14 protein-coding genes are annotated in these 19,381 nt (G+C 63.8%); 11 read left to right on the top strand and 3 right to left on the bottom strand.

The window, feature by feature from the left end; all coding sequences use genetic code 11:
- Positions 1 to 4 precede the first annotated feature (4 nt).
- The 3 genes from AC0L2L_RS07930 to AC0L2L_RS07920 are packed head-to-tail and all read right to left on the bottom strand — an operon-like array spanning position 5 to position 4,548.
- Positions 5 to 2,998 (bottom strand): sarcosine oxidase subunit alpha, encoded by a 2,994-nt coding sequence (locus tag AC0L2L_RS07930; protein WP_473577337.1) that lies wholly within the window; start codon positions 2,996 to 2,998, stop codon positions 5 to 7.
- Positions 2,995 to 3,273, bottom strand: a complete 279-nt coding sequence (locus AC0L2L_RS07925; RefSeq protein ID WP_027167116.1) for a sarcosine oxidase subunit delta — start codon at positions 3,271 to 3,273, stop codon at positions 2,995 to 2,997. Before AC0L2L_RS07925 ends, AC0L2L_RS07930 begins: the two co-directional genes overlap by 4 nt.
- Before the next feature lie 15 nt (positions 3,274 to 3,288).
- Entirely contained in the window at positions 3,289 to 4,548 is a 1,260-nt protein-coding gene (locus AC0L2L_RS07920) for a sarcosine oxidase subunit beta (protein ID WP_027167117.1), read from the bottom strand.
- Between the two features lie 192 nt (positions 4,549 to 4,740).
- Here AC0L2L_RS07920 and AC0L2L_RS07915 point away from each other — a divergent pair, with 192 nt between their 5' ends.
- The 11 genes from AC0L2L_RS07915 to AC0L2L_RS07865 all read left to right on the top strand — a co-directional run bounded on the left by AC0L2L_RS07915 (position 4,741) and on the right by AC0L2L_RS07865 (position 19,361).
- Positions 4,741 to 7,230: a mechanosensitive ion channel family protein gene (locus tag AC0L2L_RS07915; protein WP_473577335.1), complete on the top strand. Its 2,490-nt coding sequence runs from the start codon at positions 4,741 to 4,743 to the stop codon at positions 7,228 to 7,230.
- 178 nt (positions 7,231 to 7,408) lie between these two features.
- Positions 7,409 to 7,672 (top strand): hypothetical protein, encoded by a 264-nt coding sequence (locus AC0L2L_RS07910; RefSeq protein WP_027167119.1) that lies wholly within the window; start codon positions 7,409 to 7,411, stop codon positions 7,670 to 7,672.
- A 259-nt stretch (positions 7,673 to 7,931) separates the two neighbouring features.
- Positions 7,932 to 9,365, top strand: coding sequence for a UbiA family prenyltransferase (locus tag AC0L2L_RS07905; RefSeq protein WP_473577334.1), 1,434 nt, complete (start codon positions 7,932 to 7,934; stop codon positions 9,363 to 9,365).
- Positions 9,365 to 10,717 (top strand): FAD-binding oxidoreductase, encoded by a 1,353-nt coding sequence (locus AC0L2L_RS07900; protein ID WP_473577333.1) that lies wholly within the window; start codon positions 9,365 to 9,367, stop codon positions 10,715 to 10,717. The genes AC0L2L_RS07905 and AC0L2L_RS07900 overlap by 1 nt, the downstream gene beginning before the upstream one ends.
- A gap of 122 nt (positions 10,718 to 10,839) precedes the next feature.
- On the top strand, positions 10,840 to 11,274 hold the full coding sequence (locus tag AC0L2L_RS07895) for an EamA family transporter (RefSeq protein ID WP_027167122.1): 435 nt from the start codon (positions 10,840 to 10,842) through the stop codon (positions 11,272 to 11,274).
- Positions 11,271 to 12,278, top strand: coding sequence for an NAD-dependent epimerase/dehydratase family protein (locus AC0L2L_RS07890; protein WP_473577332.1), 1,008 nt, complete (start codon positions 11,271 to 11,273; stop codon positions 12,276 to 12,278). Before AC0L2L_RS07895 ends, AC0L2L_RS07890 begins: the two co-directional genes overlap by 4 nt.
- A gap of 24 nt (positions 12,279 to 12,302) precedes the next feature.
- Positions 12,303 to 13,778 (top strand): aspartate aminotransferase family protein, encoded by a 1,476-nt coding sequence (locus tag AC0L2L_RS07885; protein ID WP_473577331.1) that lies wholly within the window; start codon positions 12,303 to 12,305, stop codon positions 13,776 to 13,778.
- A gap of 12 nt (positions 13,779 to 13,790) precedes the next feature.
- Complete coding sequence (locus tag AC0L2L_RS07880; RefSeq protein WP_473577329.1) at positions 13,791 to 15,023, top strand: hypothetical protein; 1,233 nt, start codon at positions 13,791 to 13,793, stop codon at positions 15,021 to 15,023.
- Positions 15,020 to 15,775 carry an FkbM family methyltransferase gene (locus tag AC0L2L_RS07875; RefSeq protein ID WP_473577328.1) on the top strand — a complete coding sequence of 252 codons (756 nt, stop codon included), beginning with the start codon at positions 15,020 to 15,022 and terminating at the stop codon, positions 15,773 to 15,775. The genes AC0L2L_RS07880 and AC0L2L_RS07875 overlap by 4 nt, the downstream gene beginning before the upstream one ends.
- 155 nt (positions 15,776 to 15,930) lie before the next feature.
- Positions 15,931 to 18,492, top strand: coding sequence for a GcvT family protein (locus tag AC0L2L_RS07870; protein ID WP_473577327.1), 2,562 nt, complete (start codon positions 15,931 to 15,933; stop codon positions 18,490 to 18,492).
- Positions 18,493 to 18,539: 47 nt separating this feature from the next.
- Complete coding sequence (locus tag AC0L2L_RS07865) at positions 18,540 to 19,361, top strand: site-2 protease family protein (RefSeq protein WP_473577325.1); 822 nt, start codon at positions 18,540 to 18,542, stop codon at positions 19,359 to 19,361.
- Positions 19,362 to 19,381: the final 20 nt, after the last annotated feature.

Genomic DNA, 19,381 nt, shown 5'->3' with positions numbered 1-19,381 from the left:
GTGCTCAGCCATGCATGCGGCTCCCGTCCGGATCGTAGAAATGGTTGGAGACGATCTCGATCGGCCCAAACCGGTTGCGCAGCGGATCCGAGACGAACGCGCGGGTCCCATGCCTTGCCTTGCCGTCCTTGACCAGCGCCAGAGCGATATATTTGCCGAGCGCCGGCGAATAGCAGCAGGCGGTGATGTGGCCGATCGAATCGTGCGGATTGGCCTCGTCCAGTTCCTCGACGATATGCGCGCCGCCATTGAACGGCCGGTTGTCGAGCGAGATGAGCCCGACCAGTTGCAGCCGGTCCGGTGAGATCAGGCCTTCCCGGTCCATCATGGCCGAGCCGATGAAGGGCTTCTTCTTCGACAGCATCCAGTCGAGATGGAGATCGCGCGCGGTGGTGCGGCCATCGATCTCGGCGCCGGTGACATGGCCCTTCTCGATGCGCATCGTGCCCAGGGCCTCGAGCCCATAGGTGACCAGGCCGAAAGGCTTGCCGGCCTCGATCAAGGCTTCCCAGACGCGGGTGCCGTAGCCGGCGCCGGAATAAACCTCGAAAGCCATCTCGCCGGAGAAGGACAGCCGGCAGATCATCACCGGGACGCCGGCGATCCGGCCATGGACAATGCCCATGAAGGGCAGGGTGGCGTTGTCGACGGCGGTGCCGGTGACGCAGGAAAAAAGGATTGCCCGCGCCTTCGGTCCGCCGATCGCCGCGCCCGCCCATTCGTCCGTCACGGAGGTTACCGTTACTTTCAGCTCAGGCCAGATGACGTCGAGGAAATATTCCAGATGCTGCATCACCTTGCCGGCATTGGCGGTGGTGGTGGTCATCAGGAAGTCCTGCTCGCCGAGCCGCCAGGTGGTGCCGTCGTCGAAGGCAAGCCCATCCTCGCGCAGCATCAGGCCGTAACGGGCCTTGCCGACGGCCAGAGTCGAAAACATGTTGGTGTAGACACGATCGAGGAACTCGGCCGCGTCGGGTCCTTGCACCGCGATCTTGCCCAGCGTCGAGACATCGACGATGCCGGCGCTTTCGCGTGTCGCTTTGGCTTCGCGGACATAGGCCTGCTCGACCGTCTCGCCGGCAAGGCCGTAGATCATCGGGCGGTACCAGAGGCCGGCCGAATACATGGTCGCGCCATTGGCGATGTGCCAATCATGCATCGGCGTCAGCCGTTCCGGCTTGAGATCGCCTAAGCGCTCGGCCGCCAGCGAGCCGATCGATACCGCCGTGTAAGGCGGGCGGAAACGTGTCGTGCCGACTTCGGGGATCGGCTTGCCGAGCGCCTCGGCCATGATCGCAAGGCCCGGCACGTTGGAGTTCTTGCCCTGGTCGGTCGCCATGCCGAGCGTGGTGTAGCGCTTCAGATGCTCGACCGAGACGAAGCCTTCGCGATGCGCCAGCCGCACGTCCTCGGCGGTCACATCGTGCTGGAAGTCGACAAAACTCTTGCCCTTGGCCTTGATCTCGAAGACCGGCGCCGGATCAGGATCGCCGGGAACGGACTCGACAACCGGCAGGGGCGCGGAGGATGCCGCTGCGCCGGCGGCTTGAAGGCCGGCCGCGCGGCCCTCGGCGATGGCTTCGGCGGTCGAAAAACTGCCGGTGAATGCGCCGGCGCCGATCCAGCGCTGCGTCGGCCGCGGCGGCAGGAAAGCCTGCCGGGCCGGGTCCCATTCAGCCCTCGCGCCGGCCTGGCTGGCGAGATGGATGGTCGGCGACCAGCCGCCCGACATAAGAAGGCTGTCGGCGTGGATGCTGCGATCGTCGCCGCTCAGCGCACCGTTCGCAGCGTCGAAGCGCTGCACCTTGAGACCGGTGAGCGCCCTGCCGCCCTCGGTCGCAACCACGGCATGGCCGGCAAGCAGCTCGGCTTCCGCTTCGCTCGCCAGCCTGCGCATCTCGTTCGAGACGTCGCCACGGACATCGACGATGGCAACGACCGCGGCGCCAGCCTTCTTCAAGGCGACGGCCGAGCGGTAAGCGCTATCGTTGTTGGTGAAGAGCGCGATGCGCTGGCCCGGCAGCACGCCATATTCGTTGGCGTAGCGCTCGGCCGCATGCGCCAGCATGACGCCGGGACGGTCGTTGCCGGGGAACACCAGCGGCCGCTCGAAGGAGCCGGTGGCGAGTACCACCGTTCCGGCGCGGATCGCCCAGTAGCGCTGGCGCGGTTCACCCTTGGCGGGCGTTTCCTTGTGGTCGGTCACCCGTTCCAGCGCGGCAAGCGTGTTGCCGTCGTAGTAGCCCCACACCGTCGTGCGCGGCAAAAGGCGGACATTGTCGTTGCCTTCGAGCTGGCCCACCGCGCGTTGAGCCCAGTCGGCGGCAGGCACGCCGTCGATGGTTTCGCCCGACCAGTTGGCGGAGCCGCCGAAGTGGGCTTCGAGATCGGCAAGGATCACGCGGCCACCCTGGTCGGCGGCGGCCTTTGCCGCCATCAGGCCGGCCGGACCGGAGCCGACGACCAGCACGTCGCAAAAAGCGTTCATGCGCTCATAGCGGGCCGGGTCGGGCGCGGTGCCCGCTTTGCCGAGACCGGCGGCGCGGCGGATGAAATGCTCGCAGAACATCCAGAAGCGCGTGCCCTTCAGCGGGCCGATCACCGGGCCCATGAAGGTCTTGTAGTAGAAGCCGGCCGACAGGACCTTGCCGCCGAGCTGGTTGAGGGCGCCGATATCCCAGGCGAGCGAGGGCGCGCGGTTCTGGCTGACGGCGACGAGCCCGTCATAGATCTCGACCATGGTGGCCGCGATGTTCGGTTCGCGCACTTCGCCGCGCAGCACCGTGACCAGCGCGTTCGGCTCCTCGACGCCGGCGGCGAGCAGGCCGCGCGGGCGGTGGTATTTGAAGGAGCGGCCGAACAGCGTCACGCCGTTGGCAAGCAGCGCCGAGGCCAGCGTGTCGCCGGCATGACCGGTGTAGGGCGCGCCGTCGAAGATGAAGCGGATGGTGCGCAGCCGGTCGATCCGGCCGCCGGTTTCGGTACGGCGAGGGCTCAAGACCGGCTCTCCGTCTTGTGTCCGCCGCGAGCGAAGGCGGTGCTCAGGACTTCATGCGTAAGCGTGTTGCGCACGACCCGCAGATGCGCGCGGCAACCGCCGGAATGCTGCCAGATCTCATTGTGGTCGCCGGCCGGGTTCAGCCGGTCGTAGACATAGGCGTTCCAGGCGTCGAGATTTTGCGAGGCCGGCTGCGGCCGCTCGCGGTTGCCGTCGCCCTGGTAGGTGAATTCGATGACGTCGCGCGGGCCGCAATAGGGACAGGTGATCAGCATTTTCAATCCAAACCCCTAATGCAATCTGGGCGTTGCGCCCTGGCCTTTGTCGTCGATGACGAGGCCACGGTAGAAACGGTCGAGCGTGAAGGGCGCGTTGAACTCGTGCGGCTCGTCCTTGGCAATGGTGTGCGCAAAGCACCAGCCCGAGGCGGGCGTCGCCTTGAAGCCGCCGTAACACCAGCCGCAATTGAGATACATTCCCGGCAGCGGCCCGGTGGTGATGATCGGCGAGCCGTCCATCGTCATGTCGCAAACCCCGCCCCAGGAGCGCAGCATGCGCACCCGTGCCAGGCCAGGGAACAGCGCGACCATCTCGCTCATCACCTCGTCGACGATGGGCAGGCTGCCGCGCTGGGCGTAGCTGTTGTAGCCGTCGAGGTCGCCGCCATAGACGAGGCCGCCCTTATCGGATTGGGAGATATAGAAATGGCCCATGCCGAAGGTCAGGATCGTGTCGATGATCGGCTTCAGCGATTCCGAGACGAAGGCCTGCAGCACGTGGCTTTCGATCGGCATATGCGAAATGCCGGCAAGCTGCATGACGCGACCGGTGCTGCCGGCAACCGCGAGCGCGACCTTCTTGGCGCGGATTTCGCCGCGTGTCGTCGATACCCCCGTGATGCGCCCGCCGTCGCGCAGGAAGCCGGTGACCTCGCAATTCTCGACGATGTCGACGCCGCGGCGGTCGGCGCCGCGTGCATAGCCCCAGGCGACGGCGTCGTGACGGGCGCTGCCGGCGCGCCGCTGCATCAGCCCGCCTAGAACCGGGAAGCGCGCCGATCCCGAGACGTCCAGCGCCGGCACAAGCCGCTTGATCTGGTCGACGCTCATCAGGTCAGCATCGACGCCGAGATGGCGCATGGCGTTGCCGCGCCGTGCGTAGTCGTCGAGTTGGGCGGGCGTATGCGCGAGGTTCAGGCAGCCGCGCTGCGAGAACATGACGTTGTAGTTGAGGTCGTGCGAAAGGTTCTCCCATAGCTTCATCGAATGTTCGTAGAAGCGGGTATTCTGCGGCAAGAGATAGTTGGAGCGCACCGCCGTGGTGTTGCGGCCGACATTGCCGGAGCCGAGCCAGCCTTTTTCCAGCACCGCGACATTGGTGATGCCGTGCTCCTTGGCAAGATAATAGGCGGTCGAAAGACCGTGGCCGCCGCCGCCGATGACGATCACGTCATAGGAAGCCTTGGGGTCCGGCTTGCGCCAGGCGGGCTTCCAATCCTTGTTGCCGGTCAGCGCGTTCTTGAGCAGCGAAAAGGCTGAATATTCCGCCATTCTTCCTGTCGTCCTTATGATGCGAGGCGGCAGACTATAGAGCAGGCTGGAGGCGCAAAGCCAAGATTGCGCCATCGCTTTTCGACAGGCCGACGCCGCGACACGACCGGGACGGCTTGCCGCCCGATAGGGCGGTCTTTATCAAGGGCGGGAATTTCGGGGATATTTCGACCGCGAGTCGCCAATAACGTCATGCTCCTTCGACTGCTACGCCTGGTTCTGGTCGTCATCGTCGCTGTCTTCGGGCAGCCTGCGCTCGACGCGTCGGCGCAGGCGATCGGCCATGGCTCGTCACAACTTATCGCCGACCAGACGCAGGTCATCCAGGACCTGACGGCCAGGACCGACGGCCTGGAGGAGAAACTGAACGACCCTGACCAGGACGATGCGGGGCTCGTCGACATCCGGCTGCAGCTCGAGGATATTTCGCGGGCGGCGCTGAACGGGGCGCTGGCATTCCGTTCACGCCTCAACGATATCAACAACCGCATCGAGGTGCTCGGCGCGCCACCGGCACAGGGGCAACCTTCAGAGCCGGTAATCGTCAGCAACGAGCGCAGCGCGCTCGCCTCCGAAAAGGCTGAGATCAACGCGGTCGTCGCCAGCGCGCAGAACCTGTCGATCCGCGTCAACGGACTGGTCGACGAGGTCGCCGTCAAGCGCAGCGAACTTTTCCGCAGCGTCATCACCAAACACTATGATCTGACCGACGCGCTGAGCCCGCAGGCCCTTTCCGACGCGCATGACCAGATCACCGGTCTCTACAAGGCGGTGTCGTCCTGGCTGAGCTTCGCCGTCAAGTTCAAGTTCCAGGCGATCCTTGCCGCGACGCTTATGGCGCTGGCGCTGGCGGCCGTGCTGTTGATCGGCGGCAGGCGCTTGTTCGGCCGCATATTCGAGGCCGATCCGACCGTAGAGGATCCATCCTATCTCAGCCGGCTGTCGGTGGCCTTCTGGTCGACGCTGCTGCCGACCCTGGCGCTCGGTGTCTTTTTTGCCTCGGCGGTGTTCTTCTTCAATTACTACAATGTGCTGCGCGGCGATATCGGCACGTTCCTCAACGCCTTGCTGACCGTGATCGCAATGGTGTTCTGCGTCAACCGGCTGACCAATGCAGCGCTCGAACCGCGCCTGCCCAACTGGCGCCTGATCCCGGTCGCAACCGGTCCGGCGCGCTGGCTCGTCGGGCTGACGACCGCCATGGCGATCGTGCTCGGCTTCAATTACTTCCTGTCGGTCGTCAACGAGAAGATGGGTTCGCCGCTTTCGCTGACGATCGCCAGGAGCTTTGTCGCCACCATTATCATCGGCGTCATCCTCATCCTGATGAGCTTGCTGCGGCCGTTCAGGGCCGCCGACGGCGCATGGCGTCCCTGGCCGGCCTGGCTTCGCTTCATTGCCATCGGGCTCGGCCTGTTCACCATCGCCGCGACACTGCTCGGCTATATCGGCCTGGCGCTTTTCGTCTCGTTCCAGGTGGTGGTGACCGGCACGGTCCTGGTGACCGCCTATATCGGCTTCCTGTCGGCACGCGCGATCGGGGAGGAGGGCGGCTTCGCCGATACGTCGGTAGGGCGGTGGCTTTCGGCGAATTCGAGCTACGAGGATACCGCCCTCGACCAGCTCGGCCTTGTGGTCAGCATCGCCATCAATGTGATGATCGTGCTGGTGTTCCTGCCGCTCATCCTCTTGATGTGGGGCTTCCAGCCCGGCGATATCGAGGCCTGGGCCTACAAGCTGGCGACCGGCGTCACGATCGGTTCGGTGACCATCTCTTTCCTCGGCATCCTCAGCGGCATCGTCGTCTTCGCCATCGGCTATTTCCTGACGCGCTGGTTCCAGGGTTGGCTGGACGGCTCGGTGATGGCGCGCGGCAAGGTCGATGCCGGCGTGCGCAACTCCATCCGCCTGGGCGTCGGCTATGCCGGCGTGGCGGTTGCGGGCCTTGTCGGCATCTCGGCGGCTGGCATCGATCTTTCCAACCTGGCGCTGGTCGCCGGCGCACTTTCACTGGGTATCGGCTTCGGCCTGCAGAACGTCGTGTCGAACTTCGTTTCGGGCCTCATCCTGCTTGCCGAGCGGCCGTTCAAGGTCGGCGACTGGATCGTCGCCGGCGACGTCAGCGGCACTGTGCGGAAGATCAGCGTGCGCGCCACCGAGATCGAGACCTTCCAGCGGCAGTCGGTGATCCTGCCCAACTCGAACCTCATCAACAATGCGGTGGGCAACTGGACACATCGCAACAAGCTCGGGCGCGTCGATATCAAGATCGGCGTCGCCTATGGCAGCGACGTCAAGCGCGTCCACGCCGTATTGACGGACATTGCGCGCGCCCACCCGATGGTGTTGAAGAATCCCGAGCCGTTCGTTCTCTTCGCCAATTTCGGGCCTGCTGCGCTCGAATTCGAAATCCGCGTGTTCGTGGCCGACATCATGAACGGCAGCGTCGTGCAGAACGATATCCGTTTCGCCATCTTCGATATCTTCGGAGAGGAGCACATCGAGATCCCATCGACGCCGCGCGCCGTGGTCGAGACCAAGAAGCACGACGCCTGGCCGATCGACGACGACAAGATCGAGGCCGAATTCGCCGAGCGCCAGAAGTTTGAGGCGGAAGCCGCTGCCGAGCGAGAGCGGCTGGCCAAGATGAAGCGCAAGGGCCGCAAGCCCGACCCGGGTTAGGTGCTGAACATTCGGGTGAGGCCGGTCTGCAAAAGCCGGTTTCCGACGCCAAACCGATTGTGGCATGAATGCGGCATTCAGTTGCGGTTCAGGTAACATCTCATATAAGCTTCGATGCAAAGGGCGAGAATGCCTTGCAAATTTGAACAGAGGCGGTGTTTGAAACACCGGAATTGCAATGTGGAAGTCTGTCGTTGCCGCCATCGCTTTGCTGGCCCTGGGCGGTTCGGCTTTCGCCGCCAGCGCGATCAACAGGGACGCTCAGACGCGGACCCTGGTCGTGACCGAAGGCGGCGCCAAGAGCGAGCTGACGCTTGCCGCCGGCGAGACGGTGGAATTCTGCTCGAACGGCTGCTTCGTCACTCTGCCCAACGGTGACCTCGAAGCCCTGACTGGTTCGGAAACGGTCGAGATTTCGGGCGGCGCGGCCCGAATCAAGTAACCGCTGCCACGGATTGGCACCGCAAGATTGGCAAAGGCCGGACCAATGTCCGGCCTTTTATCGTTTCCGGTAGCCGGCGCTTAACGATGACGCCGAAAAACCGGTATGACTACGCGTTGCAACCGGGCGTTTTAACGTTCGCTGCGTCATCCCCGGCTATATCCGACCCGAGGACGCCGGCACACGGCGTGGGTTGAATTACGCGCGGTCCTTTCCGAGATCGGAGTTTCGGGATCCTGCGCTCGATCGGGGCAGGACAATGGACGCGAGGTCGGACAGGAACGCAATTCCGCTTGCGGTCGATCTCGACGGCACGCTGATTGCAACGGACCTTCTGTGGGAAGGCCTGTTCATCCTGCTCAAGAAAAATCCGCTCTATCTCTTTCTCCTGCCGCTCTGGCTGACCGGCGGACCGGCCCGGCTGAAGCAGGAAATCGCCAGACGCACCGACATAGATCCGGCCTCGCTGCCCTACCGCCATGATTTGCTCGAGCGCTTGCGCACCGAGCACCGGGAGGGCCGCAAGATCGTGCTGGCGACGGGAACGCCGCGCAAATTCGCGGAAGCGATCGCGGCGTATCTCGGCATTTTCGATCACGTGCTGGCGACCGACGGCCCGCACAACATGACTTCGGGCAGGAAGCGCGCGGCGCTGGTCGCCGCCTATGGCGATGCAGGCTTCGACTATGCCGGCAACAGCCGCCACGACCTCAAGGTGTTCGACGCCGCACGCAACGCGCTCGTGGTGGCGCCCGATCGCAGCGCCCGGGACTGGCAGGCAGCGCACGGCGCCGAGGCCATGCCGGCGCCGAAGCCGACGCTGAGGACCTACGTCAAGATGCTGCGTATGCATCAATGGCTGAAGAACTCGTTGATCGCCATCCCGATGGTGCTGTCGCACGAATATTTCAACCCGAACATGATCTGGCAGTGCCTGCTGGCGTTCGTCTCCTTCAGCGCCGTGGCGTCCGCCATCTACATCCTCAACGATTTCTTCGATCTCGCGCTCGACCGCAAGCATCCGACAAAGCGCAACCGGCCTTTTGCCAGCGGCGCATTGTCCATTCCGTTCGGGCTCGGCGCGATTGTCGCGCTGCTCGCGATCGGCGTCGCCGCCGGCCTGTTCCTTCCGATCGAATTCCTTGGCGTGCTTGCCGGCTATTTGGTCGTCACCACCGCCTATTCGCTGTCTTTCAAGCGCATGCTGCTTGTCGATGTGCTGACGCTTGCGGGCCTCTACACGATCCGCGTGCTGGCGGGTGCAGCCGCCACCGGCGTCGACGTCTCCTTCTGGCTGCTCGCCTTCTCGATCTTCTTCTTCCTGTCGCTGGCGCTGGTGAAGCGCTTCGTAGAGTTGCGCACCACGGCCATTCCACCGGGCGAGCGCATCGCCGGACGCGGCTATCGCACCGAGGACCAGGAAATCGTCGCCCAGGCCGGCATGGCGTCGGCTTTCTCCTCGGCGCTGGTCCTGGCGCTCTATATGGACAGCCCCGCGGTGCGCGAGCTCTATCCGCATCCATGGCTGATATGGCCGCTGGCGCCGATCGTGCTCTACCTGACGATGCGCGTCTGGATCCTCGCCCGGCGCGACGAAATGCATGACGATCCGGTCGTCTTCATCATCCGCGACTGGCGAAGCCAGATCGTCGTCGCCATCGGCGCGGTCTTCCTGGTCGCCGGAGGCTGGTGATGGGTATCGAGCGCTTCGGCAGCTTCGGACTGGCGACGCCACCGGCGCGCAAGGCGATTCCGGCGGATGAGGCGATCGCGCTTTTGAAAAACGGCACGGCCGGGCCCGGATCGCTGCTCGGCTATGGCAATGGCCGCTCCTATGGCGACAGTTGCCAGAACGATGCCGGCATGGTGGTCGACATGCGGCCGCTCGACCGCATCCGTTCCTTCAACGTCGAGACCGGCGTGCTCGAAGCGGATGCCGGCACGCTGCTTTGCGACATCATCGCTTATGCCGCGCCCTACGGCTTCTTTCCGGCCGTCGTCCCAGGCACGCAGTTCGTGACGCTGGGCGGCGCGATCGCCAACGACGTCCATGGCAAGAACCATCATCGGCGCGGCACCTTCGGCTGCCATGTCGAGGCCTTGACCCTGCTCAGGTCCGACGGCCGGACCTATCGCTGTTCGCAGACCAACAATGTCCGGCTGTTCAGGGCAACGATCGGCGGCATGGGGCTGACAGGGCTGATCCTTTCGGCATCGATCAAGCTAATGCGCGTGCCGTCGCTCGACATCACCGAGAGGGCGACGCGGTTTCGCGACCTCGGTGAATTCTTCGATCTCGCCGAGGCCGCCGACCAGGCCAACGAATATGCCGTAGCCTGGATCGATCAGCTTGCCGGCGGCCACGGGCGCGGGCGTGGCCTTTTGTTCACCGGCAATCACGCCGAGCACGGCTCGCACGCCGCTGCCCGTGCCGGCAGCCGGCTTGCCGTGCCGGTGCAGCCGCCGTTTAACGTCCTCAACCGGTCTTTCCTCACTGTCTTCAACGCGGCCTACCGCTGGAAAAAGGGCAAGTCTCCGGCCGCGCGCCAGACGGGCTATCAGGGCTTCTTCTTTCCGCTCGACGGCGTCCGCGACTGGAACCGGCTCTACGGGCCGCGTGGACTTTTCCAGCACCAGAGCGTGGTGCCGGAGGCAAATGCGCGCCACGTCGTGCCGGTGCTGCTCGATACGGCGCGGCGGGCGGGGCAGGGATCGTTCCTGACGGTGCTCAAGCGCTTCGGCGATGTCCGCTCGCCGGCGCTGCTGTCGTTCCCGCGGCCGGGCTACACACTGACGCTGGATTTCCCCAACCAGGGCGAAAGGACGCTCAGGCTGCTCGCCGAGCTTGACCGCGTCACGGTCGAGGCGGGCGGGGCGGTGAACCCCTACAAGGACGCCCGGATGGGTTCCGAGATTTTCGCCGCGTCGTTCCCGCAATGGCAGCGGCTGGAGGCGCTTCGCGACCCGGCTTTCATGTCGAGCTTCTGGACGCGAACGGCCAAAAGACTGGATGCGGGAAGAGGAGTCGCGGAAGCCGCAGAATAGATAAGGTTTGAATAAATCATGGTAAATGAAGCGTTAAACCGTGATTTACTCAAAACACTCTTGTGACTTCACGAAATTTTTGCAGGTTTGTAATAGGACCGCTCAAGGGCGGGGTGGCAACAATGAAATACATAATCTTCATTCTCTTCACAGTCATGACCAATGCGGCAGCGCAACTGATGCTGAAGCAAGGCATGATGTCGATCGGGCCGATCTCCTTCGAAGGCGTCAATCCGCTCGTCAGGCTCTTGCAGATCGTGTTCAGTCCCTGGGTGTTCCTCGGCCTGTGCACCTTCGTCATCTCGATGGCGTCGCATCTTTATGTGCTGTCCAAGGTCGAGCTCAGCTTCGCCTATCCCTTCCTCAGCCTCGCCTATGTCGCCGTGGCGATCTTTGCCTATTTCGTCTTCCGCGAGGATCTCAACGGCTGGCGGATCGCCGGCATCGCCTGCATCTGCGTCGGCACGGTGCTGATCGCGCAAAGTGGGCGCGGGCACGAGGAGCAGACCGCATCCATCACTCCCGACAAGATCGGCACAAGCGAGATCGTTCGATGAGACATGTGATTTTTGGCGGCGACGGTTTCGTCGGCCGTCACCTTGCGCCCAAGCTCGTTGCGGACGGCGAGCAAGTCATCGTCGCCGACATCGTCAAGAGCGACCTGCCGCATTACCGGTCGGTGCGCTTCATCACATGCGACGTCACCGATCTGGCCTCGGTGGCTAAGGTTGGGCTGAAGGCCGACGACATGGTCTACAATCTGTCGGCGAAAATGCTGTCGCCGATCCAGGTGCGGGCCAAGCGGCACGATTTCTTCTTCCCGGTGAATTTCCACGGCACCAAGCACATCATCCAGGCGATGGAGAAGGCCGGTGCCTCGAAGCTCGTCCACTACACGACCGACATGATCTATGGCCACACGGTCACCCAGCCGATGACCGAAGAGCATCCGGTCGCGCCGCTCGGCGAATATGGCTGGTCGAAGCAAAAGACCGAGGAACTCGCAGCCGAATGGCGCAAGCGCGGCATGTCGATCTCGCTGTTCAGGCCGCGCCTGATCATCGGCCCCGGCCGCCTCGGCATCCTGGAAAAACTGTTCAAGCTGATCGACTGGAATTTTCCGGTGCCGATGATCGGCTCGGGCAGGAACCCCTACCAGTTCATCTCGGTGTTCGATTGCGCGGAAGCCGCCCGCGCGGCCTGGAAGGCCGGCGTGCCGAACGAGGCCTACAATCTCGGCTCGCTCAATCCGCCGCCGGTGCGCAGGTTGCTGGGCGACCTCATCCGCCATGCCGGCTCGAAGTCGATCCTGCTGCCGACGCCCGGCTGGGCGGTCAAGCGCACGCTCGACCTGCTCGACCTGATGAACATGCCGATCATGGATCCGGAACAGTACCTGATCGCCGACGAGGAATGCGTGCTCGACGTGTCCAAGGCCGAGCGCCAGCTCGGCTGGGTGCCGCAATATCGCGACGAAGACATGCTGATCGCCGCCTATAGCGAGTACCGCGCCAAGAAGGACGGCCACGCCGTCGCCACCGAACACGTGCCTGCCGAATAGGGCGGCGAAGGGGAGATTTTTCAGATGACCGTCATGGCCAAGCCTGAACACACGGGCACGCGCACGCTGGTCGACGCGCCGGCGCTTTCACCCACGGCAATAGCCAAGCCCGACCTGATCAGCGTCGAGCAGGCCAAGGCGATGGACGTCGCCCGCATCACCGACCTGTTCAAGGCGCATCTCAACCCTGGACAGCTGCATTTCATGAAGCTGCTCGGCTTCCACAAGGTCAAGATCGAGCGTGCCGAGGGCATGTTCTACATCGACCAGAACGGCCGCAAGATCCTCGACTTCTTCGGCGGTTTCGGCTCGCTGGCCTTCGGCCACAACCATCCGCGCATCCTTGAAGCTCGCCGCAAGTTCCAGGAGGAAAAGCGCCAAGAGATCGCCATCGCCTTCATGTCGCAATATGCGGCCGCACTTGCCCACAACATCGCCAAATGCTCGCCGGGCGAGCTCGACATGGTGTTCCTGGGCTCGTCCGGTTCGGAGGCCATGGAAGCGGCGGTGAAGCTTGCCGAGCGCGCCGCCGGCCCGAAGCGGCCGAAAATCGTCTATGCCGAGAATTCCTTCCACGGCAAAACCAAGGGCGTGCTGGCGATCACCGACGGCCAGCTCTACCGCGCCGAGTTCAAGGTGGCCGACAATGTCGTGCGCGTGCCGTTCGCCGACATCGACGCCATCGAGCGGTTGTTCCGCAACGACCCCGAGATCGGCGTCATCGTGCTCGAAACCATCCAGGGCGGCGGCGGCATCATCCAGGCACCGGCGGAATATTGGCAGAAGCTGCGTGCGCTTTGCGACCGGCATGGCGTGCTATGGGTGGCCGACGAGGTGCAGTGCGGCTATGGCCGCTCCGGCCGCTTCTATGCCTTCGAGCATTACGGCGTGGTGCCGGATGTGACGGCGCTGGCAAAGTCGCTGGGCGCCGGCAAGGCGGCGGTCGGCGCCATGATTGCCAAGCGCGATGTCTATATGAAAGCCTATGGCACGCCGAAGACGGCGATGATCCACGCCATGGCGACCTTCGGCGGCATGGGCGAGGCCTGCGTCACCGCGATCGAGGGCATCAACGTGCTCTATGACGAAGGGCTGATCGACAACGCCGCCTCGACCGGCGAGTACCTGCTGCAGCGGCTGCGGGCGCTCAAGGAAAAATATCCGAAGATCATCAAGGACGTGCGCGGCAAGGGTTTTATGATCGGGCTCGAATTCCACGATTTCTCGCAGACCTTGCCGATGGTGTTGCGGCCCATCGTCAGCGTGCTCGACGACAAGCTGAAGGGCTCGCTGTCGGGCTTCGTCGGCTCGCTGCTGCTGCGCGACTACGACGTGCTCGTCGCCTTCACCGAATACAACCGCAACGTCATCCGGCTCGAGCCGCCGCTGATCTGCCAGCCCGAGCATGTCGACCGCTTCGTCGATGCCTTCGACAGCCTGCTGTCGCGCGGCATCGTGGCGATCGTGAAGGATTTCGTGAAAAGCCAGGTCGGCAAATAGAGGCCGCTGAGCATGCTGACCAGGCCGTCCGCTCCGACCAATCCGCTGGAATGGCTAACCGGCGCCGGCCTGGCGTGGGGCGAGGGGGCTTACGCGAAATGGGCCGTACTGATCGGGGCGATTGCCTTCTCGCTCTATATCCTGCTCACCGCGGCGACCGCCTGGTTCATGCCGGACGCCAACTGGGACATGCTGCCGTATCTGGCGATCGCCGAGGAAGGCGCCTATCCGAACCCCGAGGCGTTGCATGACTATGCCTACAGCACGGTCAAGGCTGGCGTCTCGGCGGGCGATTACAAGGTGCTGACCGACGACGGCGGCGGCTTCCGCAGCCACATGGCGGACAATGCCGCCGACTTCCATTCGCTGCTCGGCATGTACCGGATCAAGTTCCTCTATGCCGAGATCCTGTCCGGCCTCAGCCATGTCGTCTCGCCGGTCGAGGCGATGCGGCTGGTGCAGGTCTTGTCCGTGCTTCTGCTCGGCGCCGTCACGCTCGCCTGGCTGCGCGCGGAAGGCGCACTGGCGCTGGCGCCGGTCGTCGGCGCGATCCTGATCATGGCCGATTTCGGTGATGCGGCCCGTGCTTCGACACCCGATCTCTTGTGTTCGGCGTTGTTCATGGGTGGATTGTTCGCCTATATGCGCAAGCGCGAGGCAACGACGGCAATCCTGCTTTTCCTCGCCTTCATGGCGCGGCCCGACAACATCGTCTTCCTCGCCATTTTCGCGGTGCTGCTTGTCGCCTTCCGCGAGAAGGCATGGGGCGCGCTGGCCGGCTTTGCGGCGTCTTTCATCGCCTATTTCGCCATTTCGCACTGGGCGCAGCATCCCGGTTGGTGGCCGCATCTGTGGTTTTCCAGCATCGGGCAGCACTACAACATGGACGGGTTCGAACCGCCGTTTTCGATGGCGGCTTATCTGAAGGCCTTCGCGGCATCGGTGGTACGCGCTGTCACAGTCAACAGCTGGGTTGGCGTCTCGGTGTTGGCGCTGGCCGGCTGGTACGGGCTCGAGCGCGCCGGTTTCCGGCTCGACCGCCGCGCCGGCATCCTGCTTGCGGCGCTCGTGCTTGGCGTGCTGGCAAAGTTTACGGTCTTCCCGATCCACGATACCCGCATCTATTTCCCCAACCTTCTACCGCCCTTCCTGTTGCTCGTCGCGCCGCTGATGGCGTTGTGGGCAGCGGCGAGCCATGGCGGCCGCCGCGCCGCGCCGCAGGTCATTTCCGGAGACAAGTCATGAGTTCCGTTTCCGGCCTCGCGCGCGTGCTTTTGTCGCTCGGCTTGCCTGTCGGTCTGCTCGATCGCGGGCCGGCGCTGCATGGCACGAAGTTCCTCGCCAAGGCGGCGCTGAAGGCGCGCTTCGGCAACAGCCGGCCGTTCCAGATGGTCAATGTCGGCGCCTGCGACGGCGCGCTGTTCGACGACGTGACGCCCTGGCTGCATCGCATCCCGGGAGCAAAGGCAATGCTGGTCGAGCCGATCCCTTATAATCAAAAGCGACTGCGAGCTAATTATCCGGATGCCGAGCGCTTCGTCATCGAGCCGGTGGCGGTGACCAGGACCAAAGGAACCATCACCGTCCATACCTTCGACGCCGCAGCACTCGAGGCGGGCACGCTGCCGATCGAGTTCATCGGCTGCTCGTCGGTCACCGACACCAATCTGATGTCGGGCAAGAACGCCTGGGGCGAGGCGGACGCCAACTTCAACAAGTTCGCGCCGCATCTGAAGGACATCGAGGTGCCCTCGGAAACCCTTCAGACGCTGCTCGACCGCAACGGCATCACCCATATCGACGCCTTCCTGGTCGACTGCGAAGGCGCCGACTGGATGGTCTTCGAGCAACTTGATCTCCAGCGCTACCGCCCGGGCATGATCAAGGTAGAGGTCGGCGCGCTGCTGGCTGCCGAGATCGGCCAGGTTGTGGTCAAGTTGAAGACCGCCGGCTACCAGGTCGGCTTCCAGGCAGAGGACATCTGGGCCTTCGCCTGACCGATATGATCTCCGATGCACGGTCGGCGCGCGGGGTCGCGACGCATCTGCGGCGTGTCGCAAACAGGCGGTAGCTCTATCCGTGTCCTCTGCATATTGTGCGCCATTCGAACGGGCGCCAGTAAGCCCGCTTTACTACTTTGGAGTCGCGGGCCATGGCAGAGTTTCCGAAAAAGGCGAAGGTAGTCATCGTCGGCCTGGGCGGTATCGTCGGCGCATCGGTCGCCCACCACCTGATCGAGCGCGGCTGGGACGACATTGTCGGCATCGACAAGTCGGGCATTCCGACCGATATCGGCTCGACGGCTCACGCTTCGGACTTCTGCTACACGACCAGCCACGATTTTCTGTCCTGCTGGACGACGCTCTACTCGATCGATTTCTATGAGAAGATGGGCCACTACGCGCGCGTCGGCGGCATCGAGGTCGCCCGTGTCGGCGACGATGCCCGCATGGAAGAGATCAAGCGCAAGATCGCCTCGGCCAAGTCTTTCGGCACCCGCGCGCGCCTGATCGAGCCGGCCGAGATCAAGGAAAAATTCCCGCTGATCGAGGAGCATTTGGTGCAGGGCGGCCTGTGGGATCCCGACGCCGGCCTCGTCATTCCGCGCTCGCAGACGGTCGCCGGCAAGCTGGTCGACCAGGGAGTCGCCGCCGGCAAGCTCCAGGCTTTTGCCAACACCTCGGCCAAAGAGCTGGTCGTCGAGAACGGCCGCATCAAGGGCGTGGTGACGGAGCGCGGCACGATCGAGGCCGACTATGTGGTCGTCTGCACCGGCATCTGGGGCCGGCTCACCGCGGCGCTGGTCGGCGAAGACCTGCCGGTCATGCCGATCGATCACCCGCTCACCTTCTTCGGCCCCTACAACGAGTTCGCCGGCACCGGCAAGGAGATTGGCTGGCCGCTGCTGCGCGACCAGGGCAACTCGGCCTATATGCGCGACACCGGCGACCCGAAGACCGCCGAAGGCGGGCAGATCGAATGGGGCTATTACGAAGAGAACAATCCGCGTCTCTGCCACCCGCGCGACCTACTTGAGAAGGACCAGGCGCGGCTGTCGCCGTCGCAGCGCGATCTCGACATGGAGCAGATCATGGCGCCGCTGGAGCGTGCCATGGAACTGACGCCGATCCTCGGCGAGCTCGGCTACAATGAGGGCCATTCCTTCAACGGCCTGCTGCAGGTGACCGCCGATGGCGGCCCTTCGATGGGCGAGAGCCAGAAGGTGAGGGGCCTGTGGTACGCCGTCGCCATCTGGGTCAAGGACGGCCCCGGCATGGGCAAGCTCATCGCCGACTGGATGACCGACGGCCGTACCTCGATCGACCATCACGCCATCGACTATTCGCGCTTCTATCCGCACCAGACGCAGGAACAGTTCATCTGGGATCGCTGCACCGAGACGGCGATGAAGGTCTACAATCCAGCGGTCCATCCGCGCGAGCCCTTCTCCAAGGGCCGCAACATCCGCCGCTCGCCGTTCTGGGAACGCGAGAAGGAGCTCGGCGGCTATTTCATGGAACTGGGCGGATGGGAGCGCGCCCATGGCTACGCCGCCAACGAGCATCTCTTAGAAAAATACAGCAACCGCGTGCCGGTGCGCGAGAACGAATGGGACAACCGCCATTTCTGGCGCGTCTCCAATGCCGAGCACCTGGCGATGAGCGAGGATTGCGGCATCGTCAACCTGTCGCATTTCTCGATGTATGACGTCGAGGGTCCCGACCATGTCGCGCTGCTGGAATGGCTGTGCGCGGCCAAGATCGGCGGCGACAACAACATCGGCAAGGGCATCTACACCCACTTCCTCGACGAGGAAGGCATGGTGCGCGCCGACTTCACCGTCATCCGCATGGCCGATCGCTGCCGCGTGATCGACGGCGCCGATGCCGGTCCGCGCGACTTCCGTTACATGCAGCGCACCGCGCAGGACAAGGGTTTCGACGCGACCATCACCGACGTGACCGAGAAATACGTCACCATCGGCATCTGGGGTCCGAATGCGCGCACGACCCTGCAGAAGGTGGTCGAGAATCCGGATGGCCTTTCGATCGAGAATTTCCCGTTCGCGGCGATCAAGCCGGTCAAGATCGGCGGCAAGGACGTCACCGCCTTCCGCATCTCCTATGTCGGCGAGCAGGGCTGGGAACTGCATATGCGCTACGAGGACGGTCTCGCCGTCTGGGACGCGCTGCGTTCGACCGGCGTCATGCCCTTCGGCGTCGAGACCTATGCCAACACGCGCCGCATGGAAAAGAGCCTGCGGCTGCAGAACGCCGATCTCTTGACCGAGTATAATCTGCTGGAGGCCGACCTTGCTCGCCCGAAGGTCAAGGAGAACGACTTCTGCGGCAAGGCCAAGCATCTGGAGTACCGCGCCCGCGAGCACCAGCCGGCAATGCTGTGCACGCTGGTCATGACCGACAACAAGGACCCCAAGGGCGTCGCGCGCTATCCGGTCGGCATCATGCCAGTGATGGATCCAGCCACCGGCGAGACGCTGGTCGACGAACTCGGCCGCCGTTCCTTCACCACCTCGGTCGCCTATGGCCCGACGATCGGCAAGAACATCGCGCTTGCCTATCTGCCATGGGCCTATGCCCAGGAGGGCCGCAAGCTCAACGTGGAGTATTTCGGCGAGACCTATCCGGTCGAGGTCGCCGGCGTCGGCTACAAGCCGCTCTACGACCCGGAGAACCTCAAGCCGAGGAGCTGAGGATCGCGGGACGCAGAAAGATGCAAGGCCCGGCTTAGGTCGGGCTTTTGCTTTTGTGCGGGCCGAGATTCTCGCGTAGCGTTGCGACAGGCGGAGTGGGTAGCTTGCAACGGTTCGGCTGGGACAGGAAGAACGACGCGTTCGTCTTCAGAATGAAGGGGGACATCCCCGTTCATGTCAGCTGGACTTTTGCCATTCCCGCGATCCTGCCGTTCGTGCATGAATGGTCGCGGCACCCCAGGAACGCCCTGACTCATACCGTCATATTTGGGGTGCTCTTGTTCCTGTCGGTGTTTCTGCATGAACTTGCCCATGTGTGGGCGGCGCGCCGGCAAGGCATCGGTACTGAAAGGATAGACCTCTACCTCTTCGGTGGAATTGCCTGGTTCAAGCGCGGCGCGGCCTCGCCTTATGGCTGGGCATGGATCGCCTTCGCCGGACCTTTGGTAAACATCATGCTGGCGGCGGGCTTTGCCGCTTCCTATTACCTTTTGGCCCGGCGCTTGTTGGCTGTTGGGCCGGATAGTCTTTTCAATTCGCCGCCGCCGAGGCCGGACGCATTTCTAGAGTGGACGCTTTGGCTCGGCGCGTTGGTGAATGCGGTTTTGGCCATTCTCAACCTCCTTCCGGCCTATCCGCTCGATGGCGGAGCGATCGCCAGGCATCTGCTTGCGCCGCGCTTCGGCGCGGACACTGCAGCACGAATAGTCGGCATCTGCGGCGTCGTGCTTTCGATCTTGCGCTTCGCGGTCATTGTGCCTGCCGCCATGGCCGGAATTCTGTTGTGGATCCCGCCGTCCTTCAAACCGAACTGGCGGGCGTTTCGCGCTACCGGCAGTAAGGAGCCTGTTCCGCAGCATCCGGCTTGATGTGCAGGGGGCCAGCGGCT

The organism is Mesorhizobium sp. WSM4832 (assembly GCF_055811115.1).
Note: the sequence above shows the minus strand (reverse complement) of the source record. Positions and strands in the feature narration are given on the sequence as shown.

Excerpts from the sequence above, each read along its gene's own strand:
- AC0L2L_RS07880 (WP_473577329.1), top strand. The coding sequence starts at position 13,791 with ATGCTGACCAGGCCGTCCGCTCCGACCAATCCGCTGGAATGGCTAACC.
- AC0L2L_RS07910 (WP_027167119.1), top strand. The coding sequence starts at position 7,409 with ATGTGGAAGTCTGTCGTTGCCGCCATCGCTTTGCTGGCCCTGGGCGGT.
- AC0L2L_RS07905 (WP_473577334.1), top strand. The coding sequence starts at position 7,932 with ATGGACGCGAGGTCGGACAGGAACGCAATTCCGCTTGCGGTCGATCTC.
- AC0L2L_RS07900 (WP_473577333.1), top strand. The coding sequence starts at position 9,365 with ATGGGTATCGAGCGCTTCGGCAGCTTCGGACTGGCGACGCCACCGGCG.
- AC0L2L_RS07895 (WP_027167122.1), top strand. The coding sequence starts at position 10,840 with ATGAAATACATAATCTTCATTCTCTTCACAGTCATGACCAATGCGGCA.
- AC0L2L_RS07870 (WP_473577327.1), top strand. The coding sequence starts at position 15,931 with ATGGCAGAGTTTCCGAAAAAGGCGAAGGTAGTCATCGTCGGCCTGGGC.
- AC0L2L_RS07925 (WP_027167116.1), bottom strand. The coding sequence starts at position 3,273 with ATGCTGATCACCTGTCCCTATTGCGGCCCGCGCGACGTCATCGAATTC.
- AC0L2L_RS07885 (WP_473577331.1), top strand. The coding sequence starts at position 12,303 with ATGACCGTCATGGCCAAGCCTGAACACACGGGCACGCGCACGCTGGTC.
- AC0L2L_RS07875 (WP_473577328.1), top strand. The coding sequence starts at position 15,020 with ATGAGTTCCGTTTCCGGCCTCGCGCGCGTGCTTTTGTCGCTCGGCTTG.
- AC0L2L_RS07920 (WP_027167117.1), bottom strand. The coding sequence starts at position 4,548 with ATGGCGGAATATTCAGCCTTTTCGCTGCTCAAGAACGCGCTGACCGGC.
- AC0L2L_RS07890 (WP_473577332.1), top strand. The coding sequence starts at position 11,271 with ATGAGACATGTGATTTTTGGCGGCGACGGTTTCGTCGGCCGTCACCTT.
- AC0L2L_RS07915 (WP_473577335.1), top strand. The coding sequence starts at position 4,741 with ATGCTCCTTCGACTGCTACGCCTGGTTCTGGTCGTCATCGTCGCTGTC.